30 protein-coding genes are annotated in these 25181 nt (G+C 68.7%); 11 read left to right on the top strand and 19 right to left on the bottom strand.

All coding sequences use genetic code 11. The features are described 5' to 3' along the window. Positions 1-42: 42 nt before the first annotated feature. Complete coding sequence (locus ATK30_RS17595) at positions 43-1008, bottom strand: spore coat protein (RefSeq protein WP_101436498.1); 966 nt, start codon at positions 1006-1008, stop codon at positions 43-45. Further along, on the bottom strand, positions 1005-1742 hold the full coding sequence (locus ATK30_RS17600) for a cytidylyltransferase domain-containing protein (RefSeq protein WP_101436499.1): 738 nt from the start codon (positions 1740-1742) through the stop codon (positions 1005-1007). The genes ATK30_RS17595 and ATK30_RS17600 overlap by 4 nt, the downstream gene beginning before the upstream one ends. A gap of 63 nt (positions 1743-1805) precedes the next feature. Here ATK30_RS17600 and pseB point away from each other — a divergent pair, with 63 nt between their 5' ends. Continuing rightward, positions 1806-2789 carry a UDP-N-acetylglucosamine 4,6-dehydratase (inverting) gene (pseB, locus tag ATK30_RS17605; RefSeq protein ID WP_101436500.1) on the top strand — a complete coding sequence of 328 codons (984 nt, stop codon included), beginning with the start codon at positions 1806-1808 and terminating at the stop codon, positions 2787-2789. Beyond that, positions 2782-3951, top strand: coding sequence for a DegT/DnrJ/EryC1/StrS family aminotransferase (locus tag ATK30_RS17610; RefSeq protein ID WP_101436501.1), 1170 nt, complete (start codon positions 2782-2784; stop codon positions 3949-3951). Before pseB ends, ATK30_RS17610 begins: the two co-directional genes overlap by 8 nt. A gap of 7 nt (positions 3952-3958) precedes the next feature. On the opposite strand, the gene ATK30_RS17615 is transcribed toward ATK30_RS17610, so the two are convergent. The 5 genes from ATK30_RS17615 to ATK30_RS17635 are packed head-to-tail and all read right to left on the bottom strand — an operon-like array spanning position 3959 to position 7044. After that, positions 3959-4396 carry a DUF4345 domain-containing protein gene (locus ATK30_RS17615; RefSeq protein ID WP_101436502.1) on the bottom strand — a complete coding sequence of 146 codons (438 nt, stop codon included), beginning with the start codon at positions 4394-4396 and terminating at the stop codon, positions 3959-3961. 10 nt (positions 4397-4406) lie between these two features. Then, positions 4407-5456: a pseudaminic acid synthase gene (pseI, locus tag ATK30_RS17620; RefSeq protein WP_101436503.1), complete on the bottom strand. Its 1050-nt coding sequence runs from the start codon at positions 5454-5456 to the stop codon at positions 4407-4409. 23 nt (positions 5457-5479) lie between these two features. Continuing rightward, positions 5480-5941, bottom strand: coding sequence for a GNAT family N-acetyltransferase (locus ATK30_RS17625; protein ID WP_101436504.1), 462 nt, complete (start codon positions 5939-5941; stop codon positions 5480-5482). After that, positions 5938-6381, bottom strand: a complete 444-nt coding sequence (locus tag ATK30_RS17630; RefSeq protein ID WP_101436505.1) for a hypothetical protein — start codon at positions 6379-6381, stop codon at positions 5938-5940. The genes ATK30_RS17625 and ATK30_RS17630 overlap by 4 nt, the downstream gene beginning before the upstream one ends. Before the next feature lie 33 nt (positions 6382-6414). Further along, positions 6415-7044 (bottom strand): hypothetical protein, encoded by a 630-nt coding sequence (locus tag ATK30_RS17635; RefSeq protein WP_101436506.1) that lies wholly within the window; start codon positions 7042-7044, stop codon positions 6415-6417. 156 nt (positions 7045-7200) lie between these two features. On the opposite strand from ATK30_RS17635, the gene wzm reads away from it, so the two are divergent. From wzm to glfT1, 3 genes are read left to right on the top strand one after another with little or no spacing between them, the layout of a single operon-like run. After that, positions 7201-8154 carry a galactan export ABC transporter permease subunit Wzm/RfbD gene (gene wzm, locus ATK30_RS17640; RefSeq protein ID WP_101440899.1) on the top strand — a complete coding sequence of 318 codons (954 nt, stop codon included), beginning with the start codon at positions 7201-7203 and terminating at the stop codon, positions 8152-8154. A 3-nt stretch (positions 8155-8157) separates the two neighbouring features. Beyond that, on the top strand, positions 8158-8973 hold the full coding sequence (gene wzt, locus ATK30_RS17645) for a galactan export ABC transporter ATP-binding subunit Wzt/RfbE (RefSeq protein WP_101436507.1): 816 nt from the start codon (positions 8158-8160) through the stop codon (positions 8971-8973). Then, positions 8973-9881 (top strand): galactofuranosyltransferase GlfT1, encoded by a 909-nt coding sequence (gene glfT1 / locus ATK30_RS17650; protein ID WP_167442185.1) that lies wholly within the window; start codon positions 8973-8975, stop codon positions 9879-9881. The genes wzt and glfT1 overlap by 1 nt, the downstream gene beginning before the upstream one ends. A gap of 58 nt (positions 9882-9939) precedes the next feature. On the opposite strand, the gene ATK30_RS17655 is transcribed toward glfT1, so the two are convergent. From ATK30_RS17655 to ATK30_RS17665, 3 genes are read right to left on the bottom strand one after another with little or no spacing between them, the layout of a single operon-like run. Then, a complete protein-coding gene (locus tag ATK30_RS17655) occupies positions 9940-11136 on the bottom strand; it encodes a hypothetical protein (protein ID WP_101436509.1) in 1197 nt (398 codons plus the stop codon). Next, complete coding sequence (locus ATK30_RS17660) at positions 11133-11552, bottom strand: hypothetical protein (RefSeq protein WP_101436510.1); 420 nt, start codon at positions 11550-11552, stop codon at positions 11133-11135. The genes ATK30_RS17655 and ATK30_RS17660 overlap by 4 nt, the downstream gene beginning before the upstream one ends. 32 nt (positions 11553-11584) lie before the next feature. After that, positions 11585-12352: an ESX secretion-associated protein EspG gene (locus ATK30_RS17665; RefSeq protein ID WP_101436511.1), complete on the bottom strand. Its 768-nt coding sequence runs from the start codon at positions 12350-12352 to the stop codon at positions 11585-11587. A gap of 173 nt (positions 12353-12525) precedes the next feature. Here ATK30_RS17665 and ATK30_RS17670 point away from each other — a divergent pair, with 173 nt between their 5' ends. Next, positions 12526-12768 carry a hypothetical protein gene (locus ATK30_RS17670; protein ID WP_101440900.1) on the top strand — a complete coding sequence of 81 codons (243 nt, stop codon included), beginning with the start codon at positions 12526-12528 and terminating at the stop codon, positions 12766-12768. Here the strand turns inward: ATK30_RS17670 and ATK30_RS17675 are convergent. The 3 genes from ATK30_RS17675 to ATK30_RS17685 all read right to left on the bottom strand — a co-directional run bounded on the left by ATK30_RS17675 (position 12765) and on the right by ATK30_RS17685 (position 16222). Beyond that, on the bottom strand, positions 12765-13763 hold the full coding sequence (locus tag ATK30_RS17675; RefSeq protein ID WP_167441934.1) for an acyl-CoA dehydrogenase family protein: 999 nt from the start codon (positions 13761-13763) through the stop codon (positions 12765-12767). The genes ATK30_RS17670 and ATK30_RS17675 overlap by 4 nt on opposite strands. A 78-nt stretch (positions 13764-13841) precedes the next feature. Continuing rightward, positions 13842-15749 (bottom strand): glycosyltransferase, encoded by a 1908-nt coding sequence (locus tag ATK30_RS17680; protein WP_101436512.1) that lies wholly within the window; start codon positions 15747-15749, stop codon positions 13842-13844. Between the two features lie 5 nt (positions 15750-15754). Continuing rightward, complete coding sequence (locus ATK30_RS17685; RefSeq protein WP_167441935.1) at positions 15755-16222, bottom strand: GtrA family protein; 468 nt, start codon at positions 16220-16222, stop codon at positions 15755-15757. 145 nt (positions 16223-16367) lie between these two features. Between ATK30_RS17685 and ATK30_RS17690 the strand changes: the two genes are divergently transcribed. The 3 genes from ATK30_RS17690 to ATK30_RS17700 all read left to right on the top strand — a co-directional run bounded on the left by ATK30_RS17690 (position 16368) and on the right by ATK30_RS17700 (position 19218). After that, positions 16368-17741 carry an FAD-binding oxidoreductase gene (locus ATK30_RS17690; RefSeq protein WP_101440903.1) on the top strand — a complete coding sequence of 458 codons (1374 nt, stop codon included), beginning with the start codon at positions 16368-16370 and terminating at the stop codon, positions 17739-17741. Beyond that, positions 17738-18493 carry a decaprenylphospho-beta-D-erythro-pentofuranosid-2-ulose 2-reductase gene (locus ATK30_RS17695; RefSeq protein WP_101436513.1) on the top strand — a complete coding sequence of 252 codons (756 nt, stop codon included), beginning with the start codon at positions 17738-17740 and terminating at the stop codon, positions 18491-18493. The genes ATK30_RS17690 and ATK30_RS17695 overlap by 4 nt, the downstream gene beginning before the upstream one ends. 92 nt (positions 18494-18585) lie before the next feature. Then, positions 18586-19218 carry a VC0807 family protein gene (locus ATK30_RS17700; RefSeq protein WP_101436514.1) on the top strand — a complete coding sequence of 211 codons (633 nt, stop codon included), beginning with the start codon at positions 18586-18588 and terminating at the stop codon, positions 19216-19218. Here ATK30_RS17700 and ATK30_RS17705 read toward each other — a convergent pair. Then, complete coding sequence (locus ATK30_RS17705) at positions 19215-19460, bottom strand: helix-turn-helix domain-containing protein (protein ID WP_101436515.1); 246 nt, start codon at positions 19458-19460, stop codon at positions 19215-19217. The two genes, ATK30_RS17700 and ATK30_RS17705, sit on opposite strands and share 4 nt — an antisense overlap. Positions 19461-19668: 208 nt before the next feature. Between ATK30_RS17705 and ATK30_RS17710 the strand changes: the two genes are divergently transcribed. Further along, a complete protein-coding gene (locus ATK30_RS17710) occupies positions 19669-20388 on the top strand; it encodes an ESX secretion-associated protein EspG (RefSeq protein ID WP_244194643.1) in 720 nt (239 codons plus the stop codon). On the opposite strand, the gene ATK30_RS17715 is transcribed toward ATK30_RS17710, so the two are convergent. After that, positions 20385-20753 carry a MerR family transcriptional regulator gene (locus ATK30_RS17715; protein WP_101436516.1) on the bottom strand — a complete coding sequence of 123 codons (369 nt, stop codon included), beginning with the start codon at positions 20751-20753 and terminating at the stop codon, positions 20385-20387. The two genes, ATK30_RS17710 and ATK30_RS17715, sit on opposite strands and share 4 nt — an antisense overlap. 107 nt (positions 20754-20860) lie before the next feature. Here ATK30_RS17715 and ATK30_RS17720 point away from each other — a divergent pair, with 107 nt between their 5' ends. Then, positions 20861-21553 carry an SDR family oxidoreductase gene (locus tag ATK30_RS17720; RefSeq protein ID WP_101436517.1) on the top strand — a complete coding sequence of 231 codons (693 nt, stop codon included), beginning with the start codon at positions 20861-20863 and terminating at the stop codon, positions 21551-21553. A 41-nt stretch (positions 21554-21594) separates the two neighbouring features. On the opposite strand, the gene ATK30_RS17725 is transcribed toward ATK30_RS17720, so the two are convergent. From ATK30_RS17725 to glf, 4 genes are all read right to left on the bottom strand, one after another. Further along, positions 21595-22218 carry a hypothetical protein gene (locus ATK30_RS17725; protein ID WP_101436518.1) on the bottom strand — a complete coding sequence of 208 codons (624 nt, stop codon included), beginning with the start codon at positions 22216-22218 and terminating at the stop codon, positions 21595-21597. A gap of 113 nt (positions 22219-22331) precedes the next feature. Continuing rightward, complete coding sequence (locus tag ATK30_RS17730) at positions 22332-23288, bottom strand: decaprenyl-phosphate phosphoribosyltransferase (protein ID WP_463672420.1); 957 nt, start codon at positions 23286-23288, stop codon at positions 22332-22334. A gap of 86 nt (positions 23289-23374) precedes the next feature. Further along, the gene (locus ATK30_RS17735) at positions 23375-23893 is read right to left on the bottom strand and encodes a phosphatase PAP2 family protein (RefSeq protein ID WP_101436520.1); all 519 of its coding nucleotides are present in this window, start codon (positions 23891-23893) and stop codon (positions 23375-23377) included. Beyond that, positions 23886-25109, bottom strand: coding sequence for a UDP-galactopyranose mutase (glf, locus tag ATK30_RS17740; protein ID WP_101436521.1), 1224 nt, complete (start codon positions 25107-25109; stop codon positions 23886-23888). The genes ATK30_RS17735 and glf overlap by 8 nt, the downstream gene beginning before the upstream one ends. Positions 25110-25181: the final 72 nt, after the last annotated feature.

Here is a 25181-nt window from a genome sequence, read left to right on the forward strand (position 1 = left end):
CGGAGGACAGTAGGAAGGATTGCGGACTGTTCCGGTCCTCGATCAGAACCCGGACAGAACGTCCAGCACCCGGTCCACTCCCCGACCGTCCACAGCAGACTGGCCAGCTGCCGAAAGCCGTGACCGCAGTGAAGCGTCCGACAGCAGCTGCCGCAACGTCTCCGTCGCTTCCGGCAGCCGTGCGCCCAAGGTGTCCGCCGGACCCAAACCGCACGCCAGACCTCGTTCCAGCGCCGCCCGGTACCCGGCCGCTTGGTTGTCCACCAGTTGCACCGCGGCCGTCGGCACCCCGAGGCAGCACAGCTCCAGGAACGTCACCCCGGACGCGCTGATCGCGATGTCCGTCCCGGCGAGCAGGTCCAGCAATCCGGCATGCGGCGCGGCTACCCGGATCGTCTGTCCCTCCACAGTGGACGGCAACGTCGGCGTGCCGCGAACCAAAGCGTCCGCCGTGAACGGCAATCCCGTGTCAGCAAGCGCTTGGAGCAACAGAGAAACCGTCGAAGCCCACTCGGCACCGCCGCCCACAACCACAGTCACCTGCGGCGGCGACGAGGTGCTCCGGCGAGAACGCGCGCGCAGCACGACGTCTCGAAGCGGCGTGTACTCCACACCCCGCAACAGCACGCCCGAACCATCCGCCGGACGCGGGCCCGGCGCAAACCCCGAATCCACGACCACATCTGCCGGACGACGACCGAACACATCGTCCTCAATGGACACCAAACGAGCACCAGCGGCGTTGACCTCGGCGCGGACGTCGCCGATGCCGTAGTGGTCCACGAGCACGGCATCGAAGCCGGAAGCCAAGTCAGCCAACGAAGAAACCGGCAAACGCGGTACCGACAGCTCGTCGAACCGCGCCGCCAGCCAGTCCGCGTTAGTCGTGGAGCCGGCGAAGTGCACGTCCCAGCCCCGCGCGACCGCGCGCTCGGCGTAGGCGACCGCCCGGGAGATGTGCCCGGCCCCGATGTCCGGCGAAGCGTCCGCGCGGAGCAGCAGCTTCACTGGCCGACCTTCTTCTGCTCGACGTGTGCGTTCACCGCCGCCAAATCCGGTCGCGACCGCAGCAGCGACACCACCGAACGCCACGAACCCGGCACGTCGCCGAGCTCAGCCACGAGAGCCGAGATCAGCTCCCAGTCCTCCGGGGTGTCCAAGGTGACGCGCAGATCGTCGGCCGCCGGGCTGACCACGATGCCGGTGCACGAGTACCGGTCGGGCCGCCGGTAGATCGCCGACGTCACGTGTTCGCGGTCCGCCCCGGTCGCGGTCGCCACCTGCTCGGCCAGGACCGGCGCGCGCACCAGCTCCGCGTCGAAACCCCGCGGCAGGGTGCGGACGAGCGTGGTCGAGACGTAGTCCAGCGACGGTTCGGCCCGCCACACCGCGACCAGCCGGCCGATCAGGGCCGGATCGAGCAGCGGGCAGTCCGCCGTGAGACGGATCACTGCGTCCGCCGGGTGCTGCGCCAGCGCGAGCCCGAACCGGGCCACGACGTCGTCCAGCGGGCCCCGGACGACGTGCGCGCCGCACCGCTCCGCCTCGGCGGCCACAGCGTCGTCGGACGCGTCGTCCGAGGTCGCGACCACTACCTTGGCCACGCCGGGGGCGGCCGCCGCGGCCCGCACGACCCAGCCCAGCACGCTCCGCCCGGCGAGCGGCCGCAGCACCTTCCCCGGCAGCCGGGTGGACGACGACCGGGCCTGTATCACGGCGTTGACGCCAGGGCCTGCACGCATGGGTGACATGATGGCCTGCGGCGCCCCGCGCCGATCCACGAACCCCGATCGCGGAGGTCATCGATGTCCGAGCTGGATGGTTCCAGCATCCTGCTCACCGGCGGGACCGGCTCCTTCGGCAAGGCGTTCATCGCCTACGCGCTGGCCGAGCTGAACCCCAGCCGGCTGGTGGTGCTTTCCCGCGACGAGCTGAAGCAGTACGAAGCCCGGCAGCTGTTCAACGACGACCCGCGGCTGCGCTGGTTCATCGGCGACGTGCGCGACCGCCGCCGCCTCGAGCGCGCCATGCACGGCGTCGACTACGTGGTGCACGCCGCGGCGCTCAAACAGGTCGACACCGGCGAGTACAACCCGTTCGAGTTCGTCCAGACCAATGTCACGGGCTCGCAGAACGTGATCGAGGCGGCGATCGACACCGGCGTGAAGAAGGTCGTCGCGCTGTCGACCGACAAGGCGTCCAGCCCGATCAACCTCTACGGCGCGACGAAGCTGTGCGCGGACCGGATGTTCATCAGCGGCAACCACTACGCGGCCGCGCATCCGACGCGGTTCTCCGTGGTGCGCTACGGCAACGTGATGGGCTCGCGCGGCAGCGTCATCCCGTTCTTCCGCAAACTCGCCGAGCAGGGCGAATCGCTGCCGATCACGCACAAGGAGATGACCCGGTTCTGGATCACGCTCCCGCAGGCCGTGCGGTTCGTGGTCGACTCGTTCGACCAGATGTCCGGCGGCGAGCTGTACGTGCCGCGGATTCCGAGCATGCGGCTGGTCGATCTCGCGCAGGCGATCGCGCCGGGTTCGCCGATGCACGAAGTCGGCGTGCGGCCGGGCGAGAAACTGCACGAGGAGATGATCGCGCCGGACGACGCGCGACGGACTCTCCGGCTGACCGACCGCTACGTCGTGCAGCCGCACCTCGCCGGCTGGGGCTACGAATCGCCCGCCGCCGGGGAGCAGGTGCCCGAGGGCTTCGCGTACCGCTCGGACACCAACGACCTCTGGCTCGAGGCCGACGAACTCCGCGAACTGGTCGAGCAATATGCCTGAGTCCTCTGCCGCCTCCGAGGGACCGTCGGCGGGCTTCCTGCCGTACGGCCGCCAGTCCGTCAGCGAAGAAGACATCGAGGCCGTCGTCTCGGTCCTGCGCGGCGATTGGCTCACGACGGGTCCCGCGGTCGCGAAGTTCGAGGCAGACCTGGCGGAACACACCGGCGGCACCCCCGCCGTGGCCGTCACGTCCGGCACCGCGGCCTTGCATGTCGCGTACGCCGCGGCCGGAATCGGCGAGGGCGACGAGGTTGTGGCGTCGCCGATGACCTTCGTCGCCACCGCGGCGACCGCGGCACTGCACGGCGCGAAGGTGGTGTTCGCCGACGTAGAGCCAGACACCGGCAACCTGTCCGTCGACGCGGCCGCGGCGGCGATCACCAGCCGCACCAAGGTGGTCGCCGCTGTCGACTACGCCGGGCATCCCGCCGAACTGGACGCACTGGCGAAGGTCGCGCACGACGCCGATGCCCTGCTGCTGGAAGACGCGGCACACTCGGTCGGCGGTTCCTGGCAGGGCCGCCCGGTCGGCTCGATCGCCGATCTGACCACATTTTCCTTCTTCCCCACCAAAAACCTGACCACCGCCGAAGGCGGCGCGGTCGTCTCCGGATCCGACGAGCTGGTGCGGCGCGCGCAAGCGTTCCGCAATCACGGGCTGGTCCGGGACAAGTCGCGCCAGCGATACCCGGACGAAGGCGCGTGGCACCAGGAAGTGCACGAGTTCGGCCTGAACTACCGGCTGCCGGACGTCCTGTGCGCGCTGGGAAGCAGCCAGCTCAAGCGGCTGACGGAATTCAAGCTGCGGCGCGCCGAAATCCACGCGCGGTACAACGCGGCTCTGGCGGAGGTCGAAGGCGTCCTGACGCCGCCTCGCCGCGAGGGCGCGGACCCGGTGTGGCATCTGTACCCGCTGCGAGTACTGGACGGCCGCCGGCGTGCGCTGTTCGACCATCTGCGCGGGCTGGGGATCGGGGTGCAGGTGAACTACATCCCGGCTTACTGGCATCCGGTGTTCGAGGATCTCGGCTACCGCCGAGGATTGTGCCCGAATGCCGAGGCGTATTACGAGCAGGAACTTTCGCTGCCGCTGTTCCCGTCGCTGAAGGATTCCGACGTGGACCGGGTGATCGACGGGGTGCGCGGGTTCTTCGGCAGCTGACTGCGGATCAGAAGGCTGCTGGCAGGTCTGCGCTCGAGTCTTCCGTGCGCTGACCGTCCCGAACCACCTTCGCGTGCCACACCAGCACAGCCGGCACCACCGCCAGTTCCAGCACCGTCGCAGCCTGAAACACCCGATGCGGCGCACCAGCTTTCCGTGCCGACAGAAGCCGCGGCAGTCCTCCCGCGGCGGCTGTCCCCAAGACGAGCCGGGTCGTCGCCGCGCGCTTCTCTGGGCGGCGGATCGACCACCACAACGCGAACCCGGCCGCGGTCCAGAACGTGTTCACGAACCGGTACTCGCTGTCGACGCTCGGCGTCGTCGAGGCACCGCCCGGGGCGCGTTCCGGCCCGCCGAGGATTCCGGTGAGCCCGGAGGCGACCGGAACCGCCCCGAGGACCCCGAGCGTGGCCAGCAACGCCTTGCGGGACTTCTCGCCTGCCATGCGACCGAGCCTAGATCAGATCCCAGCTCAATGCGGTCCCCTTGGCGGCATCCACCCGGAACGTCCGCCCCAGCACGTTCGCGATCTCCGCCGGGGCGAGCCCGCCGGCCGGGCGGATCGAGCGAACGTTCCGCTCCGTCACCGGATCCCCGGCCCGGACGTCCTCCACCACGTACAGCGAACGCCGGAGCCGCAGCCCTTCCTTCTCGCTCTCGCGCGGGCCCAGCACCGGCTCGCCGAGCGCTTCCCACGCCCGATGGGTCTCCGTGACCAACGCGGCCAATTCCGCTGGCTCCAGCGAAAACTCCGAGTCCACGCCGCCGTCGCTGCGAGCGAGCGTCACGTGTTTCTCGATCGCCACCGCACCCAGCGCGACCGCGGCGACCGGCGCGCCCAGACCGGGTGTGTGGTCGGACAACCCGACCAGCGTCCCGGTGAGCCCGGCCAGCAACGGCAATCCGCGCAGGTTGCTTTCCGTCGGAGACGCCGGGTAGCTCGCCGTGCAGCCGAGCACGATCAGCTGGTCGTTGCCGACCGAGCGGGCGGTGCGCACGGCCGCGTCGATCTCCGCGACGTTCGCCATCCCGGTCGAAATCACCAGCGGTTTGCCGGTGCGGGCGCACAGTTCGATCAGCGGCAGATCGACGATCTCCGACGAGGCGATCTTGTACGCCGGCGCGTCCAGCGATTCCAGCAGCTCCACCGCGGTCGGGTCGAAGGGGCTGGAGAACACTTCCAGGCCGCGTTCGCGGGCGCGAGCGAAGATCGGTTCGTGCCATTCCCACGGCGTATGCGCCTTTTCGTACAGTTTGTACAGATTTTCCCCGCCCCACAGGGAATGCCCGTCGCCGATCCGGAACGCCGGGCCGTCGACGTCGACGGTGATCGTGTCCGGACGGTAGGTCTGCAGTTTCACCGCGTGCGCGCCGGCGTCGGCGATCGCGTCCACGATGGCCAGCGCGCGGTCCAGGTCCCCGTTGTGGTTGCCGGACATCTCCGCGATCACGAACGGCGGCCGCGCCGGGCCGACCAGATGCTTGCCGATGCGCACTTCGGACATGGGTGGCGTCCTTCCGGTGGGGTTCAGTGCAGAGTCTTGCGCAGCCGGCGGAAACCGTCGGCAGGGGGCGCGACCTCCAGGTAACCGGCCCGCTCGAACAACGCCGCCGACGCCGCGTTCTCCTCGTGCACCGCGGCCAGCACGGCCACCGCGTCCGTCCGGGCCGCCAGTGTCCGCTCCCCCGCGTCGAGCACCGGTCGCGCCAGCCCGCGGCCGCGGCTTTCCGGCGCGAGCGTGATGCTGACCTCCCACTCGCGGCCGCCCTCGTCGTCGAACCGCACCGTGCCCACCGGTTTTCCGGCCTCCTCCAGCACGAGCAGGATCCGGCCGGGCGCCGCGAGCACCCCGCGCAGCCAGCGCAGGTGGCTGTCCGGATCGATCACGTCCGTGGACCGCGACGCTTGCCGGGTCGCCGGGTCGTTGCGCCAGGCCAGCAGCAGTTCAGCGTCGGCCTCGGTCGCGTCGCGGGCGATGACGGACGTCACTGCGCAGGGGTGAACTTCGCGTCCTCGAGCCGGCTCAACCGCTCCTCGTACCGGGCCATCCCGGCCAGCCGGACGCGGACCTGCGCGTGCTGCCGCTGGATCTCCTCGACCAGCGAACGCGCTTCGAGAGCCTCGGCGTCGTTGGCGCGCGGAGTCATCGCGAGCTTCTCCCGGAGCGTTTCCAGCTGCTCCTCCTGCGCGGCGACGTGCGGGATCATCCGGTCCAGCTCGCCGCGGATCCAGCGGAGGTCGCCGAGCGCGGATTCCAGCTTCTCGTCGGTCTCGGCGAGCCGGCGGCGGTGGTCGGTTGTGCAGTGCTCAAGCTCGTCGATGCGGGTCTCGAAGTCCTGGAGCACGCCGCGCGTGCGCTCTTCGAGGCGGTAATCGACGAGCCGGGCGACCCGGGAGCCGAACAGATTTCTGAACTTGGTGAAGGGCATGACGGAAGTTCCTTCGACGAGTGCAAGCGGGTTTCAGCGGAGCAAGGTGGTGGTGCCGGTGCGGGTCCACGACTCCAGCAGCCTGCCCTCGGCGGCGATCTGGTGCTCCGGTCCCACGATGCACGAGTCGCCCGCCGCGTGTTCCCACGAGGTCTGCTCCGGGTTGTCGATGAACGAAAACCCGGTCAGCACCAGCTGCGCCTCGGGGAACGAGGTGCGGGCGATCCAGGCCGCGAGCGTACCCGTGGTCGACCAGGTGGGTTCGGTGCGCGTCGGCAGGCCGAGCGCGTCCGAGAGGGGCAGCACGACGTCGCGGTTCGACACCGGGACGAACCCGAGATCCGAGGGCCACCAGCCGGGCAGCGCCTCCGGCTCCCAGTGCAGGCGACCCGGCTCCACCAGCAGGTACAGCCGGGAGCGGTAGTCGCTGAACACGTGCCGGGTGGCGCGCACGGCCCGGTTGAAGACGACCGTGTGCACCTTGCGTCCGGTGATGTCCGGTCCGTCCGGTTCGTCGATGACGAACCCGTTGACCCGAATGACGAGGTCGCAGTCGTCGACCGCCTTGGCCCGGGCGGGGTCCGGCTCCAGCGGCTGGTTGCCGACCACGGCCACCGAACGCGGGTCCGGCCGGTCCGCGTACACCGAAAGGAGGTCGACCATGAGGCTCGCCGCACCAAGAGCAGCAGTCATAGGGGAAGAAACTACCAGGACACCGGGAACGTCCGGGTCCGTATCGCCCGTATCCGCGCAGCGGCCGCCAGCCGGTCGGGCCGGGGCGAGCCGAGGCCGGTGCGTCCCATCGGTACCCTCGTCCACGTGCATGCCACCAGCACGGTTCACGCAGCCGAACCCGATGTCTCGACTCCGGCTCCACCGTCGTCGGACAGCAAGACGTTCGCGCGTGCGATCGACGACATCAAGACCGGTTTCGCCGCCCGCGAGCTCTGGACCCATCTCGGCTGGCAGGACATCAAGCAGCGCTACCGTCGGTCCATCATCGGGCCGTTCTGGATCACCATCAGCCAGGGTGTCATCGCGCTCGGCCTCGGCCTGCTGTACTCGCAGCTGTTCCGGACGCCGATCGAGGTGTTCCTGCCCTACCTCTCCACCGGCTTCATCATCTGGGGCTTCATCCAGGGCTGCCTCACCGAAGGCATGGAGACGTTCATCGCGAACGAGGGGCTGATCAAACAGGTCCCCGCACCGCTGAGCGTGTACGTACTGCGCACGATCTGGCGGCAGACGCTGCTGCTGGCGCACAACATGATCGTCTACGTCGTGCTGCTGATCATCTTCTTCTCCGCGCTCGACGCCCCGTACTCGCTGGGCTCGAAAGACGGCGCGTGCACCCCGGACAAGTACTGCCACCCGGGCCTGAGCTGGAACATTTTCCTCGCCATTCCGGGATTCGTGCTGCTCGCGCTCACCGCGGGCTGGGCCGCGCTGCTGCTGGGCATCATCTCGACCCGGTTCCGCGACATCCCGCAGCTGATCAACTCGCTGATCCAGCTGATGTTCTACGGCACCCCGATCGTCTGGCCGGTCGACCAGCTGCTGTCCGGCGGGGCGCGCGACGGTGCGTCGTGGGCGCTGCCGATCATCAAGCTGAATCCGCTTTACCACTACATGCAGGTGGTGCGGTCGCCGCTCATCGGACAGGCGGTGAGCTGGACCAGCTGGGTCGTGGTCGGCACGATCACCGTTGTCGGCTGGGGGCTCGCGCTCGTCGCCATGCGCAATTACCGGTCTCGCGTCTCGTATTGGGTGTGACAGATGGTCAGCATTGACGTCCACAACGCGTACGTGGACTTCCCGATTTTCGACGCGAAGACGCGTTCGATGAAAAAACGCGTGCTCGGCAAGGTCGGCGGCAAGATCGGCACCGAGCAGAAGGTGCCGATCATCGAGGCGCTGCACGACGTGTCGGTCAGCCTCCGCGAGGGCGACCGGGTCGGCCTGGTCGGGCACAACGGTGCGGGCAAGTCCACGCTGCTGCGGCTGCTCGCCGGGATCTACGAGCCGACCCGCGGATCGTCGCGGATCGTCGGCAAGATCGCGCCGGTGTTCGACCTCGGCATCGGCATGGACCCGGAGATCTCCGGCGAGGAGAACATCATCATCCGCGGCCTCTTCCTCGGCATGAGCGCCAAGGAGATGGAGAAGCGGGTCGACGACATCGCGGAGTTCACCGAACTCGGCGACTACCTGCAGATGCCGCTGCGGACGTACTCCACCGGCATGCGGGTGCGGCTCGCGCTCGGCGTGGTGACCTCGATCGACCCGGAGATCCTGATCCTCGACGAGGGCATCGGCGCGGTCGACGCGGCGTTCCTCAACAAGGCGCGCGACCGGCTCAAGGACCTGGTCAAACGGTCCGGCATCCTGGTTTTCGCGAGCCACTCCGACGAGTTCCTCTTCGAGCTGTGCGACTCGGCGATCTGGATGGACGAGGGGCACCTGAAGAAGCAGGGTTCGCTGCGCGAGGTGCTCACCGAGTACAAGGGCCGCGACCCGTTCGAGAACATGAGCCAGGAAGGTCTCGAGCGCCTCGGCATCGAGCCCGCGACCACGAAGAACGGCGGGGAATGATGGCCGGCGAGACGCGAGAGCTGCCCGAGGGCGCCGTCGTCGGCGTGGTCGTCACGCGGCATCGCCGCGAGCTGCTCGCGGACTCGCTGAAGATCATCGCCGCCCAGACCCGGCCGGTCGACCACCTCGTCGTGGTCGACAACGGCCCGGACAAGTCCGCGCGGGAAGTGGTCGAGGCCTACCCGCTGCCGTACACGTACCTCCCGTCGCACCGGAACCTCGGCGGCGCGGGCGGTTTCGCGCTCGGCATGCTGCACGCACTGTCGCTCGGCGCGGACTGGGTCTGGCTCGCCGACGACGACGGCCGCCCAGCGGACGAGCACGTGCTCGAGATCCTGCTGGAGGAAGCCGAGAAGCGCGGTCTCGCCGAGATTTCCCCGGTGGTGGCGAACATCGACTCCCCGGCGAAACTGGCGTTCCCGCTGCGCCGCGGCCTCACCTGGAAGCGCTCGTCGGCCGAACTGGGCACGGATTTCCTGCCGGGCATCGCGTCCCTGATGAACGGCGCGTTGTTCCGCGCGTCCACTTTGGACGTCACCGGCGTGCCCGACCTGCGCCTGTTCTTCCGCGGCGACGAGGTGGAACTGCACCGCCGCCTGGTGCGGTCCGGCCTGCCGTTCGGCACGTCGCTGCGCACGACCTACCTGCACCCCGACGGCTCGGACGAGTTCAAGCCGATGCTGGGCGGGAAATTCCACGCGCAGGACCCGGAGAACGAGGTCAAGCGGTACTACACGTATCGCAACCGCGGGTATTTGCTGTCGCAGCCGGGAATGCGGAAGATCGGCGCGCTGGAAGTGCTGCGCTTCGGCCTGTATTTCGTGGGCGTGAAGCGAGACCCGAAGGCGTTCCTGCAGTGGCTGAAACTGCTGCGGCAGGGACGCGCGGAGAAGTTCTACCGGTACTGAGCCAGTCAGTCCGTTGTGGACAGTGCGCTAACCCCACCGTCCACAACGGACTATCCGGCTATTCCCCGATGACCGGCGGCGCGGAACGATGTCCGCCGCCGAAGACTTCGTTCTCCTCGATTTCCATCACGAACGCGGGCTGGTCGTTGCCGTCGTCGTACGGGCGGGCTCCGAAGCCCATGCCGGGGCGGGCCGGGGCACCGCCCATTCCGCCGGCCGCTACGTCCGCCGCGCCGGGGGCCATGGCTCCGTCGCCGGGGCCGAACGAACCGCCGCCGCGGCCGACCTTGGTTTCGTGCTCCTCGTCGGCACCGAAACCTCCGCCGCCACCGCCCATCATGCCGCCCATCGGCATCGCGCCCATGCCCGCGCCCGCCCCGGCTGCGCCGCCGTTCGAGGCCGCTTGGCCGGCGGCCGGTGCGTAACCCGCCGCGGTGGTCGAGCCGTCCGGCATCGGCTGGTGCACGGCACCGGTGAACTGGCTCGGGCCGCTGACAGTCGGCGCACTAGCGTGCCCAGCCACCGCGCCGCCGCCACCAGCGGCACCCGCCGAGGCCGAAGCCGAACCCGAGCCAGCGTCGGCCACCGCAGGAGCAGGGCTAGCCGGAGCAGGAGCGGCGTGACCGGCCGGAGCGGCGTCGTGGTGCTCCGGCCCCGTCGGCATCGCCACCGCGGCACCGCCACCAGCGGCGACGCCGAATTTCGGCGGATGCGCGAAAGTCGGCTGCTGAGAGCCCGACGAGTACAGCGAAGCGTCGTACTTCGACATCGTCTCCGCGGCCTGCTCGTGCGCGGAACGGCTGGCCTGCTGTTTCTTCAGCGTCGCATCGATCGCGTCACCCATTTCGAGCGGGCTCGCGTGCGACCATTTGTCGAATTCCTCGGACCAGTCGAACGGGACGGGGTCCGGCATCGAATGCTTCGCCGCCTGCGCGGCGGACGCCTGTTCCTCGACGATCTGCGCGGCCAGTTTCGCGTTCTGGCTATTCGCCTCGGCCCATTCCGCGAGGCTCACGAAATACGCCTGCGCACTGGCCGCGGCCTCGCCGCTCCAGGCGTGTGCGGCCTTCTTCACGGCCTCGCCCAGCTGCGTCGCGAAATCCTCGAACGCTTTCTGCACCTCGGTGTACGCGTGCGACACCGAGGAAACCTGCTCCACGTCGAGATTCGCCTCGACGTACGACTTCAGCTGCTCGTGCGGGTGCCCGAGGTAGTCGGCGTCCGACGGCGCGAGCCCCGGCTGCGGCGTGCTCATTCGGTGCCCTTCACGGTCCGGTGGGTGTCGATGGCCTGGTTCTCGTTCTCGGTGTAGACCCCGCCGGCGCGCGCGAGGGCCTCGTCGGCCTCGCGCAGGATCCGGCCGAACTGGTCCAGCACGTCGAGGGCCGCCCCGGGCGCGTCGGCGCCGCTCTTGCGGTCGTGCTCGGCCACGGTGTGCCCGTACGGGTGGCTGCCGAGCTTCGGCGCGGTCGTCAGCGCCTGCGTCTGCGGCTTGAGCCGTTCGAGGCGCGTGACCATGTCGGTGAGCGCTTTGCGCAGGTCACCGAGTGCGTCGCCGTCGATGCTGAACCCGCCGGCCTTCGCGGTGCCGGCCAGCTTGTGCGTTTCGGCCGCGGCTTCGGCGATGCCCTTGGCGTTCAGCCCGCCTGCCGCCAGCGGATCAGTGCTCATGCGGCGGAGTTTACCGACGCGAGCCGCTCCGGTCAGGCGTTTGCCGAATAGCCTTCAAGCTGGGTGAACAGTTGTTGGGCCAGACGGGCATTGTCGGCCGGGGCGTAGGTGAGCCAGCGGTTGCCGTCGCTCGAATCGCGCGTGCTGAGCAGGTAGCGGCCGAGTTCGGTGTCGAACCACACGAGCGGCGGCAGCGCCCTTTCCTGGCCGGCGCCGTCGCCCACGTACGGCGTGAACTGGCCGACCGCCAGCCGCGGCTTTTCGAAGATCCGCTGGACGGCCCGCAGTTGCGGATTGTGCGTGCGCGGACCGCTGACCCCGGCGAACGGGTCGTACGCGTCGCCCCGGACCGGCTGCTTCGACGGCTTCGCGACAGTCACCGACTGGCCTGGCGCGGCGGGTGTGAGCGGCAGCAGGTCGACGATCGCCGGGACGATCCCCGTCGGGCGAACCTCCTCGAAGACGAACATCCCGTCCCGCTGGCAGACGAGCACCGCGAACTGGCCGTTCGACGCCACCCGCGCAAAGAGCTGCTCGTCGCCGAGCTTCGCCGCCGCGGACACCGCGAGGCCGGGCCGGGCGAACGTCGCGAGCGCGATTTGGACGTCATCGTCGATGGTCCCGCGCCGCAGCAGACCGCGTCCGTCGAGGTCGCGGAAGACAGCGTCGCGCACCGCCGCGCGTTCCTCGCCGGTGATGCCGATGTGCGGCACCACGAACGGCACCGGCGCGCGGCCGAGTCCGAGTTCGGCCAGCAGGAGATCCACCGCTGCCGGTGACAGCGTCAACGTGTACGGCACGACCCACCCCTAAATCCGGTCTCTCCCCGGCGAAACCGTAGTCCACTCCGCGCTGTCGCGGCCATCGGCTCCGGGCCGCCAAGGTCAGGGCCAGGCCCTCTTCCGCTGTGAGCGGATCCGCTGTCGGCGAACCGCTCTTGCCGCCGATGATCACTCGCTGCTGCGATGGCTTCATGGCAGATCCCAAACCAGCACTCGTCCTGCACCTCGCGGCGGGCGGCGAACCGCTGATCTTCCCGCTCACCGCCGACAGTTCCTCCGCCGTTCAGGAAAAGCTCCCGGACCTCCTGAAACACGGCGGCGTCCATTCGCTGGAAACCCGGGACGGCAACGCTGTTTCGGTAAATTTCGTCCACGTGGCAGCCGCTTATGTGGAGGATCTGAGCCGGAAGGGCAAATTCGGCCTGTCCGTTTAGCGACGGGCGAGTTCGAGCAGTCCGGCGCGGATTTCCGGTCTGCTCGCGGCCACGAGCAGGAACGTCGCCTCGCGCACCAGCCGCCCGGCGTGCGCCCCTGCCAGCACCGCGCGGCTGCCCGTTGCCGCGGCGAGCGCGCCTGCTGACCGGTACGCCAGGTCGGCACCCGCCGCGCGGGCGGCCGGGAGCGTGGTCGGATCGGCGAGGCCGGCGTTGAGCCGACGCCGGATTTCGTCCTGTTCGGAGCGCACCGCCGTCGCCGTTTCTTCCTCGCCAGCGGCCTCGATCAACCGCGCGCAGCGCTCGGCCAGCCCCAGCGGCGCGCATCCGTTGAGCCGCGAAGCGAACGTATTGCCAGCCACGAATTTGTCGTAGCTGACCTGGGCGAAAACCGATTCGTCGGGAATGAAGTGATTGTCGAGCTTCAGCCGCACGGTCGCGGTGCCTTGCGCGGCCATGAGGGTCAAGGGCTCGGCGACCAAACTGTGCCCGACTATCGGCGACACCAAGGCGTTGACCACCGTGTCGCCGTCGCGCCCCGACAACTGCAGCAGGTCGATCGCGTCCCAGCCGCTCACGAACGGCGCTTCCCCGTCAAATCGGTAACCGCCGTCGACGCGCTGTACCCGCACCCGCGGCGGCGTCGGGATCACGCCCGCGTACGCGACGCCCGCGCGCAACCGCCCGCTGATCAGGTCCGGCAGATATCGCTCGCGCAGGTCCTCCCGGTCCGTCGCGGCCAGCCCGGCGACGAGACCGTGGTGCTGCAGCCATGTGAACGCGGTGCTCAGGCACCCGCCGGCCAGCGCTTCGAGCACGCCGACCAGCTGGTCGAGATCGACGCCGGAACCGGGCGCGGCGAGACCGTAGAAACCCTCCTCGGCGAGCGCGTCGAAATGCGATCGCGGCACCACGCCGAGCCGGTCCACCTCGGCCGCCGCCGGAAACAACAGATCGTCGGCAAGGGCACGCGCGCGGGAAACCAGGTCGGCCATGAATTCAAAGCTACCGAAAAAGACAGAAAGGGCGCCCGCGCCGAAACGCGAGACGCCCTTCCCGGACAGCTCAGACGGTCACAGCTCGTACAGCCGCTTCCAGTTCTCCCGCGAGGTGAGTTCCGGCATCGCGCGCTTGTACTGCTCCTGCACGCTCGCCCCCTCCTTGCGCAGCCGGTTGATCACCTTCGCGCCGCGCTTGGCCAGGTCGAACATCTTGACCTTGTCGTAGGTGCGCACGCGCACGCCTTCCTGCGACGCGTCGGTGACCACGGCGGTGTCGAAGAGCGCGACGTGCCACCAGTGCGCCTCGTCGACCGGCACCGCGCCCAGCCCGAAACGGCTGCGGCCGAGCACCTTGTCGAGGATGCGCTTGATCAGGACGAGCCGCTGCATGCTCGGCCGCGGCGCGCTGTTGATGATGCCGATGTCGTTGGACGCGATGCCCGGCACGTCAGTGGCCTTGTGCCGCTTGGTCTCCGGGTACGCGTCGCGGATCCGGCGGATCTCCTTCATCGCCTCGACGCCGCCGTCGCGCAGGATCTCCGGGCCCTCCAGGAAGTCCTCGACCGCCTTGATCAGCGTCGCGGACAGCCCGTACTGCATGCCGAGCAGGTAGCGCACCAGCTGCGCCATCAGCACGCGGGAGAGCAGGTTCAGGTTGAACGGCGAGTGCAGCGCGGCGGTGATGATCGAGTTGCGCAGGTTGAAGTACCGGTGCCACTCGTCCCAGTCCTTCCAGTGGAAGTCCGCGTGCCACACGCCGGCGCCCGGAAGGGTCACCGTGGGGAAGCCGTATTCGCGGGCCCGGTAGGAGTACTCCGCGTCGTCCCACTGGAAGAAGAACGGCAGCGGGTAGCCGATGGCCTTGACGACCTCGTACGGGATCAGGCACGACCACCAGCCGTTGTACCCGGCGTCGAGGCGGCGTTCCTGGCGGTTCGGGTTACCGTCCTCGTCGACGCCGAGCAGGTCGGCGGTGGACAGCGAGTGCTGCACCGGTTGTCCCGGCTCCAGCGTGTTCAGCCGGGCGTACTCGGCCCCGACGTGCAGCTGGTTGGGGTGCAGCAGGTTGAGCATCTGGCCGCCGACGATGATCGGGTTGGCCGCGCGGTTGGAGAACGCCGTCATGCGCACGACGAGGTCCGGCTCGAGCAGCACGTCGTCGTCCATGAACAGCACGTTCGCGTGCTCGGTCGCGGTGTGCCCGGCGACCTCGTACAGGCCGCGGGTGAAGCCGCCCGCGCCGCCGAGGTTCGGCTGCTTGATGTAGTGCAGCTTCTCGCCGAGGTCCTTCGCGACCTGCTCGAAGCCCTCGCGCGATTCGACCAGGTCAGTGCCCTGGTCGGCGACGTAGATGGCGTCGAGGGTGTCGAGCGAGGACACGTCCGCGGCGAGCGCCTGGAGGTTCTTGAGGCAGTCGTCGGCGCGGTTCATCGTGCAGATGGTGACCGCGGTCGGGCGGATCGTCTCCGGCGCGTCGACGGTCCAGCGGACCTGCTCGACCCGCAGCGTCTGGCCGGCCTCGGTCTCGAAGTCGAGCCACAGCGCGCCGCCGTCGTGGAACTTGTCCAGCTTGCCGGTCAGCTCGATCTTGACGCCCTTCGCGCCGGAGACCTGCTGCGCGTCGACCACGCGCGGGTCGCCGAGCATGTCGGACGCGCCGAGCGACAGCAGCCCGTCGCCGGTGACGACGGCTTCGGCCTTCACCTCGGTCGCCGTGGTCCAGCGCTGCCAGTAGCTCGCCGGGAAGCGGCCGAAGTAGGTGTTGCCGGTGACCTTCGCGGACGGCTCGAGGACCACGCTGCCGCGCTCGCGCTGGGCGTTGCCCTGCACGACCTCGGCGTACATGTCCTTGCTGACGATCGGAGCCGGCCCGGCGTACAGCCCGCGCTGGGCCGTGAGCCTGCCTTCGGGGGCGTGTTCGGCGAACCGCGTCTCGCCTGCGGGGGCCGCCTCCGCGACCGGGGCTGCTTTACCGGGCATCGAACTCAGTTCTCCTTTACCGGCCGTACACGGAACACGACCCACTTGAGCATCACGAAATTGATCACAGTCGCCGTTGCCTGGGAAACCACCCAGGCCAGCGTGGCCTTCCATCCCGACTCCGGCAGCACGTGCAGCATGAGCTGGTTCACGCCGACCGCGACGAAGAAGGTGACGGCGTACAGCAGAACGAAGCTGCCGACCTGGGCGTTCCCGTCTCGCCGCCCGTCGGCGAACGTGAAACGCCGGTTCAGGAAGAACGCGGTGGTCGTGCCCACCACGAAACTGATCGCGCGCGCGACGTCCACCCAGGGGGTGGCGTCCATGCCGATCGCTCGCAGCAGCGAGTACGTGCCCAGGTCGAGCAGCGCGCAGAAGCCGCCGATCACCCCGAACCGGATCAGCTGGCCGAGCAGCCCGGGGCCCGCGGGCGCCGCCTGCGCTTGGTCACTCTGCGGTTCTGTAGCCACCACTTGGAATACCTTCTCGGCCTATTGCGTCAGTGTCCGTATTACCCACTTCGACGCTCGGACGCTTGTGCCTTGATGCGCAAAGTGTAGAAGCGGGCACTTCAGGGTCACGTTCCGGGCGGTGTTCGGCGTGGCTACCCTGGTCCGCGTGACCCAAGCACCGCAGACACAGCGCCGCACGCTCACCGGCTGGGGCCGCACCGCCGGGACCGTCGCCGACGTGCTGAGCACCCGCGACGTCGACGCGATCGCTCGCGCCGTCGCCTCCGCAGGCCCGCGCGGGGTCATCGCTCGCGGCCTCGGCCGGTCGTACGGCGACCCGGCGCAGAACGCGGGCGGCCTGGTCGTCGACATGACCGTGCTCGACCGTATCCACTCGATCGACCCGGACTCCGGCCTCGTCGACCTCGACGCCGGCGTCAGCCTCGACAAGCTGATGCGCGAGGCGCTGCCGTACGGCCTGTGGGTCCCGGTCCTCCCGGGCACCCGCCAGGTGACGATCGGCGGCGCGATCGCCAACGACATCCACGGCAAGAACCACCACTCGGCGGGCAGCTTCGGCAACCACGTCGTGTCGATGGACCTGCTCACCGCCGACGGTTCCGTGCGCACGCTCACCCCGGAGGGCCCGGATTCGGAGCTCTTCTGGGCGACCGTGGCCGGAATCGGACTTACCGGGATCATCGTCCGCGCGACGATCCGGATGAAGAAGACGGAAACGGCGTACTTCTACGTGGACGCCGACCGCACCTCGAACCTCGACGAGACCCTCGGCCTCTTCACCGATGGTTCGGACCTCAACTACGACTACTCGATGTCGGTGCCGGACCTGATCTCGTCCGACAGCCGTCTCGGCCGCGCCACGTTCTCGCGCGGTTCGCTCGCGAAGCTCGACCAGCTGCCCCCGAAGCTGCGCAGCAACCCGTTGAAGTTCGACGCGCCGCAGCTCCTGACGCTGCCGGACGTGTTCCCGAACGGGCTCGGCAACAAGCTCACCTTCGGCTTGATCAACGAGCTGTGGCAGAAGACGGTGCCCAAGAAGGGCGCGCGCGGCAAGATCCAGAACCTCACGCAGTTCTATCACCCCCTCGACATGCTGAGCGAGTGGAACCGCGCGTACGGCAGCAAGGGCTTCCTGCAGTACCAGTTCTCCGTGCCGTTCGGCGCGGAAGACCAGCTCAAGACCATCTGCCGGGCCATCTCGCGGTCCGGGCACTACTCGTTCCTGAACGTGTTCAAGCGCATGGGCGATGCGAACCCGGCTCCGATGTCCTGGCCCGCGCCGGGCTGGATGCTGAGTGTCGATTTCCCGATCAAGAACGGGCTCAGCCGGTTCTGCGAGGAAATGGACGAGATGGTCCTGGACGCGAACGGCCGCCTCTACACCGCGAAGGACTCGCGCACCTCGCCCGAGACGTTCGCGAAGATGTACCCGCGGCTGGAGGAGTGGCGCAAGGTGCGCGCTTCCGTTGACCCCGAAGGCGTTTTCGCCTCTGACATGAGCCGGAGGCTCGCACTGTGATCGACGCGGTCGGTAACCCCCAGTCCCTGCTGCTGCTCGGCGGCACGTCCGACATCGCGCTGGCGATCGCGGAGAAGTACCTCGCGGAGAAGCCGCTGCGGGTCGTGCTGGCCGCTCGTCCTTCGCCGCGGCTGGAGGAAGCCGCGCAGCGCCTGAAGGATCGCGGAGCCGAAGTGTCCACTGTGGCTTTTGACGCCAAGGACCTCGCCTCCCACCCGAAGGTGCTGGACGAGGCGTTCGCCGGCGGCGACATCGACGTCACGGTGGTCGCGTTCGGCCTGCTCGGCGAGGCCGAGGAGCTGTGGCAGGACCACGCCAAGGCCGTTGAGCTGGCGACGGTCAACTACACCGCCGCGGTGTCGGTCGGCGTGGCGCTGTCGGAGAAGCTGAAGACCCAGGGCCACGGCAAGGTCATCGCGCTGTCGTCGGTCGCGGGCGAGCGGGTCCGCCGGTCGAACTTCGTGTACGGCTCGAGCAAGGCCGGTTTCGACGGCTTCTACCTCGGTCTCGGCGAGGCGCTCGCGCCGCACGGCGTGCAGGTGACCGTCGTCCGTTCGGGGCAGGTCAAGACCAAGATGACCGCCGGGATGAAGGACGCTCCGCTGACCCGGACCGCCGAGCAGGTCGCCGACGTCGCGGTCGAGGCCGCTCGCAAGGGCAAGGACCTCGTGTGGTCGCCGTCGGAGTTCCGGCTGGTGATGTCGATCCTGCGGCACGTGCCGCGGCCGATCTTCCGCAAGCTGCCGGTCTGACGGTCTCTCAGCCGGGCATCCACCGTTCGGTGGATGCCGGGCTGACCGGCTCGACGATGCCCTGAGGCGCCCAGCGCGCCGAAACTCGGGGCATGGGGAACGAATTCCGCTCGTCGCTGGCCGCGCTGCTGCTCGATCTCGCCGCGCCGGTCGGCGGCTACTACCTGCTCCGCGCCTTCGACGTCCCGCCGGTGTGGGCGCTCTTGCTGAGTGGCCTGCCGCCCGCGCTGCGCGTGCTGTACACGCTGGTCACCCGGCGTCGCGTGGACGGGATCGGCCTGCTCGTCCTGATGTTCCTGGCCGTCGGTTTGGCCACCACCCTGATGACCGGCGACGCCCGGCTGATGCTGGTTCGCGGCGCCTGGTTCAGCACGCTGGCCGGCGTCTGGCTCCTCGCGAGCCTGGTCATCGGCCAGTATCCGACGACCTACCAGGCAGCCCGCGCGCTGCTCCCCGGCCGCGGCTCCCGGCTGGACTCTGCCTGGGAGGAGCGGCCGTCGTTCCGCCGGGCGTGGCGGACGCTGACCGTGGTGTGGGGCATCGGCAGCCTGATCCACAGTGGACTGAGCATCGGAATGGCCTACACGCTGCCGGTCGACGACGTTCCCGCGCTCGACGCCGGGTTGTCGATCGCGTTCTTCGTCGGACTGCAGGTGGTCACCCAGATCCTGCTGCTCCGGGAGGGCACGCTGCGCCAGGTCATGCGCCCGTCCACAGTGGACTAATCGCCGGACGGCGGCCGCAGCCCGTCCACCAGCCGGGCCGGATTCACGCCGAGACCGTCGGCGAATTTGAGCAGGTTGTGCAGATTGATGTTGCGCAGCCCGCGTTCGACCTGGCTCACGAACGTCCAGTGCACCCCGGCCAGTTCGGCGAGCTGTTCCTGGCTCAGCCCCGCGTCGTTGCGGAATTCGCGCACGCGCTCGCCAATAGTGCGCGTCGCAGCGGAGAGCGGGGGCTTGGCCATCGTCGGTAATCACACACGTCTACCGCCGCCAAGACCAGAGAAGAAATAATCAGAACATTGGTGTCTATAGCGTATACGTCTTGCCGGTAGCAGCTTTTCCGATAACCGCTACCTGTTCTCAATTGCAGACACCAACACCACGCGGGTGATCAATCGGCTACCGTGCTCACGGCAGCCGATTGCGAAAGCCAGGGCCGAGGGGGCGCAGGTGCGAGAGGACGTCGATCAGGCGGTGATCCTGCCGGTCGAAGCACTTTCCGCGGTCTGGGACATGCTCGACCTCGGCGAACAGCACCCGATGCTGCGCGCGAAACGAGTCTGGGTCAAAACCGGGGCACAGCGCGAACTTCACGCCGCCACCATCAATCTCCTCGCTCAACTCGGCCTCGCGGACCACGACGCGCCGTCCGCGCATTTGCGCAGCACCCTGCAAGTGCTCGCCGACGCCGAACGCGAGTATTTCGCCTGGTCGGCCATGCGAGGCGGAATCCAGCGGACCGTCATTGTCGCGCAACGAGAACAAGCCGCGATTCTGGTATCCGCCCAGGACGGCTTGGTCGAAATACAGCCAGCCGCACCGACCCGGCTGGCCACGACGCTTTTCGACACACTTCCGCAAATCCCCGGCGCACCGGTGCGCTCGGTCTCGGTCACGTCCGCTTCCGACGCGGCCCCGGACCCGTTCGACGAGACCAACAGCCACGAATACCTCGCCTCGACGCTGAACCAGCCCGCCGACGCCACCCATCACCTCTACGTCGCGCGACGCGCGAACGGCAGGCACCTCACCGGCGGTCCCGTCCTCGCCGCCGATGTGAAATCAGGCCGGATCCTCACCTACCCGACGACCGACGGGCGGACCGAACTCATCTCCGGCACCCCGCGGGCGATCGTGAAGGTTTTGAACGACACCTTCGCCGCCCTTTAGCCCAGCACGACCGGGCAATGCGGATTCGGCGTCTCCGCCAATTCGATCATCTCTTCCAGCCGCTCCCGAGTGCGTTCGAGACCGGAGATGTACTCGTCGAGCCGGGCTTTCTCCTCGCGCAGCCGAACGCGCGACTCGGGCGTGCTGACGCCCGACTGCAGGCACGGCATCAGCTCGCGGATGGTCGCGCTCGACAGTCCGGCCGCGTAAAGCTGCTGGATCAGCCCCACCCACGACACCGCGTCCTCGCCGTACCGGCGCTGCCCGCCGGACGTGCGCGTCGACTCGATCAGCCCTTGCTGCTCGTAGTACCGCAGCGAACGCACGCTGACGCCGGCGCGCTCCGCCACCTCGCCGATCCGCATCCGAGCCCTCCGCAGTGATCCGCACGACAAACACGAGAACCTGACACCGACGTCAGGATCCACGATAGCCGTTGTCCCCTTCCGACGGTTTTCCCAGGAGAATCCTCATGCAGATCGCAGGCTCAACCGCGCTGGTCACCGGTGCCGGACGCGGGCTCGGCAGCCACTTCGTCCGCGCCCTCCTGGACCGCGGAGCGGCGAAGGTCTACGCGACCGCTCGCCGTCCGGTCGACCTCGACGGTGCCGTGTCCCTGCCGCTGGACGTCACCGATCCCGACTCGATCGCGGCTGCCGCGGCCGCCGCCCCGGACGTCACCCTGCTGATCAACAACGCCGGGATCGCCTCCTTCACCGACCTGGTGACCGGCGACCTGGCCACGATTCGGCGAGAAATGGAAACCAATTTCTTCGGCCCGCTTCAGGTAATCCAGGCATTCGCGCCAGGATTGAAGAATGGCGCGATTCTGAACGTTCTCTCCGCCTTGTCCTGGGCGACCTACCCGGGGTCCGCGGGATACGCCGCGTCGAAATCGGCGGCGTGGAGCCTGACCAACTCGGTGCGGCTGGAGCTTCTGGCGCAGCGCACGCTGGTGAGCGGCCTGGTCATGGCCAGCACCGACACCGACATGATGGCGGGCTTCGACATCCCGAAGAACGACCCGGCCGAGGTCGTCCGTACCGCGTTGGACGGCCTGGAAGCCGGCGAAATCGAGATCATCGCGGATGCGGACAGCGCGACGGCGAAAGCCGGGCTGTCCGAGCATCCGACGGTGCTGTACCCGATGCTGCTAGGCGACTGAGGCTCACCAGGCAGGGATTCCGCGCGAAAGGGGTAATCCGCTCAGCTGCCGGTGCCATTCCCGTTGCCGAAGCCGGGCCCGTTGTTCTGGTTGCCGCCGTTCTGGCCGTCCGTAACGCGGTGGCGCTGACCAGGGCCTCCGTTGAAGCGGTGACCGCCTTGGTGCTGGCTCATGCCCGGACGGCCGGAGTGGTGCGTCGTCGCGGCCATGACGCCGCCGACGATGCCTCCTCCGACGACCAAGCCCAGGACGCCGACCGCGACCAGCTGCGTTGCCCGGTGGGCAACGAACCGGCGGAAGCCGCTCTGCCTCGGCGGCGGCAGCGGCATGCCCCACGGGTCTGCTTGAGCGAAGTGGGCGGGCTGAGTCGGCTGCTGAGCGGCCTGCTGGCCCGGGTGAGTCGCCTGCTCCGCGGACGGTGCGGGGTGGTCCGCCGATCCGGCGGGAGGGACGGACTCACCCGGCTGGCCTGCCCGTCCCTCGGACGGCGCGGGCTGGCCCAGTTCGCTGGTCCGCTCGGCAGGCGGCACCGCCTGAGCGGCGTCCTCGGATCGGCCCGGCTGGCCAGCCGGCCCCTCGCCGGAAGCGTCACCGACCTGGCCGAACTGCTCAGTCGGCTCCTGCCCGGCAGGCTCGCCGGGCGAGGGGTTCTTGTCGTCGTTCATCGTCGGTCCTCCGGGCTGTGCGGGTGGGAGACGGGGGTACCGGCTCCCACCCCGAGGGTGACCGTCGATGCTGTGGAGAAGCTGAATCCCAGCTGTTTAAATCCGCGCGCCGTTCACAGGTAGAACGACAGGAACAGGGTCACGACCCAGGTCGCGCCGAGCACCTGCAGCACGCGGTCCTTCAAGGCGATCTCGTCGGGCGCGCCCGCGTTGCCGCCGTCCACGTCGACCGCGTAGCGGAGCACCGCGATCACGAACGGGACCATCGACACGACCGCCCACACCGAGTTGTGCTCGGCCTGCCGGATCTCGAACGCCCACAGGCAGTAGGACATGATCAGGATCGCCGCGGACGTCGCCCACACGAAGCGCAGGTAGCTCGCCGAGTACTTCTTCAGCGAGGACCGGATCTTCGCCCCGGTGCGTTCGAACAGCATGATCTCCGCGTACCGCTTGCCCGCCACCATGAACAGCGAGCCGAACGCCGTGACCAGCAGGAACCACTGCGACATCGCGATGCCGCCCGCGACGCCGCCGGCGACCGAGCGCATCAGGAAGCCCGAGCCGACGATCGCCAGGTCCACCACCGGCTGGTGCTTCAGGCCGAAGCAGTAGCCGAGCTGCACGGCTTCGTAGACCGCCAGCACGATCGCCAGCCGCCAGTCCGCCGCGAACGACACGGCGAGCCCGGCCAGGAAGAACACCACGGCTGACGCGTAGGCCACCGGGACCGGGACGATGCCCGCCGCGATCGGGCGGTTGCGCTTCGTCGGGTGGGCCCGGTCGGCCTCGACGTCGACCGCGTCGTTGATCAGGTAGACCGACGAGGCGGTGAGCGAGAACGCCACGAACGCGATCAGCGCGTCGATGACCAGCTCGGTCCGGTTCGTCGCCTTCGAGAACGCGAAGAACGGCGCCGCGAAGACGAGGACGTTCTTCACCCACTGCTTCGGGCGCGCGGTTTTGATCACCCCGAGCACAAGGCCCACCGGGCTCGTGCCGGAGGCCGGGGCCGGCGCGGGGGTCGGGGTCGGGGTCGGGGTTTCGGCCTTCTCGGTCTCCTCGGACACGTCGGTCTTTTCGGCAGCCGGCTCCGTCGCTTCCGCGGATTCGGCCGTACCGGACGCGTTTTCGGTTCGCTCGTCGGTCGTTTCGCTCATCGCTTTGTGGTCAGCTTCCGTCGGATCAGACCGCCGACAACGCCACCCAGGGCGGCTCCGGCCAGAACGTCTGTCGGATAGTGAACGCCGAGCAGCAGCCTCGAGGCGAGCATCGGCGGTACCAGGGCGGGGACCAGGTTACGCCCGGTCAATCCGGAGTAGAGCACCGCCGCCGCTGTCGTCGACGTCGCGTGCGACGACGGGAAGCTCAGCTTGCTCGGCGTGCCGACCAGAACCTCCACGCTGGGATGCTCCGGACGACGCCGCCGCACGACGCGCTTCACAGCGATCGACGCGGCGTGCGCGCCCACCACTCCGGCCGACGCGACCAGCCAGTCTTTGCGCCGGTCACGGTCCACCGCCGCTCCGAGCAAGCCCAGCGCGAACCAGCCCGCGCTGTGCTCCCCGAACAGCGACATTCCCCGCGCGACCTTCACGGTGCCCGGCTTCTTCAGCGCCTTCTGGGTGCTGGAGAGCACGGCCACTTCCCCGCGCGGGGTGTCTTTCTCAAGCATCGATCGTCCCGTCCAGGGGCGCGCCCTCGGTGAAATGCGGGGCGATCTTGTTGTCGAACATCGAGAGCGCCGACCCGATCGCCATGTGCATGTCGAGGTACTTGTACGTGCCCAGCCGTCCGCCGAACAGCACGTTCTTCTCGCGCGCCTCGGCCTTCGCGAGCTCGCGGTAGCTTTCCAGCTTCTCGCGGTTCTCGGCGGTGTTGATCGGGTAGTACGGCTCGTCGTCTTCCTTCGCGAACCGGGAGTACTCGCGGAAGATGACCGTCTTGTCCTTCGGGTAGTCCCGCTCCGGGTGGAAGTGGCGGAACTCGATGATCCGCGTGTAGGGGACCTCTTCGTCGTTGTAGTTGACGACCGAGGTGCCCTGGAAGTCGCCCGTCTGCGCGACCTCGGACTCGAAGTCGACGGTGCGCCAGGTGAACCGGCCCGCCGAGTAGTCGAAGTAGCGGTCCAGCGGCCCGGTGTAGACGGTCGGGGTGCCCGCCGGGATGTGCTCGCGGACGTCGAAGTAGTCGACGTTCAGCCGGATCTCGATGTTCTCGTGCTCGGCCATCTTCTCGAGCCACGCGGTGTAGCCGTTGACCGGCAGACCCTCGTAGGTGTCGTTGAAGTACCGGTTGTCGAAGGTGTAGCGCACCGGCAGCCGGTTGATGATGTTCGTGCCGAGGTTCTTGGGGTCGTTCTCCCACTGCTTCGCGGTGTACCCGCGGATGAACGCCTCGTAGAGGGGGCGGCCGATCAGGGAGATCGCCTTCTCCTCGAGGTTCTGCGCGTCCTCGGTCCGGAACTCGGCGGCCTGCTTCGCGATGAGCTCGCGCGCCTCGTCCGGAGTGTGCGATTTGCCGAAGAACTGGTTGATCAGGCCGAGGTTCATCGGGAACGAGTAGACCTGGTCCTTCACCCGGGCGAAGACCCGGTGCTGGTACCCGGTGAACTCGGTGAAGCGGTTGACGTAATCCCACACCCGCTTGTTGGACGTGTGGAACAGGTGCGCGCCGTAGCGGTGCACCTCGATGCCCGTTTCGGGCTCGACCTCGGAGTAGGCGTTGCCCCCGAGGTGGTGGCGGCGCTCGAGGACCAGGACCTTCTTGCCCAGCTCGGCCGCGGCCCGTTCGGCGATGGTCAGGCCGAAGAAACCGGACCCGACGACGACGAGGTCGTAACCGCGAAAGTCGTCTTCAGTAATCTTGGCGGAGTTCGTGTGCTCGCTCACGGGCGCTCAGGGTACGCAGTCGCGCGACCGCCTCCCGAACCGACCTCGGCATCCCGCCGGGTTTTACCCGCA

Origin of the sequence: Amycolatopsis echigonensis (assembly GCF_002846615.1) — a bacterium.
Classification (GTDB): domain Bacteria; phylum Actinomycetota; class Actinomycetes; order Mycobacteriales; family Pseudonocardiaceae; genus Amycolatopsis; species Amycolatopsis echigonensis.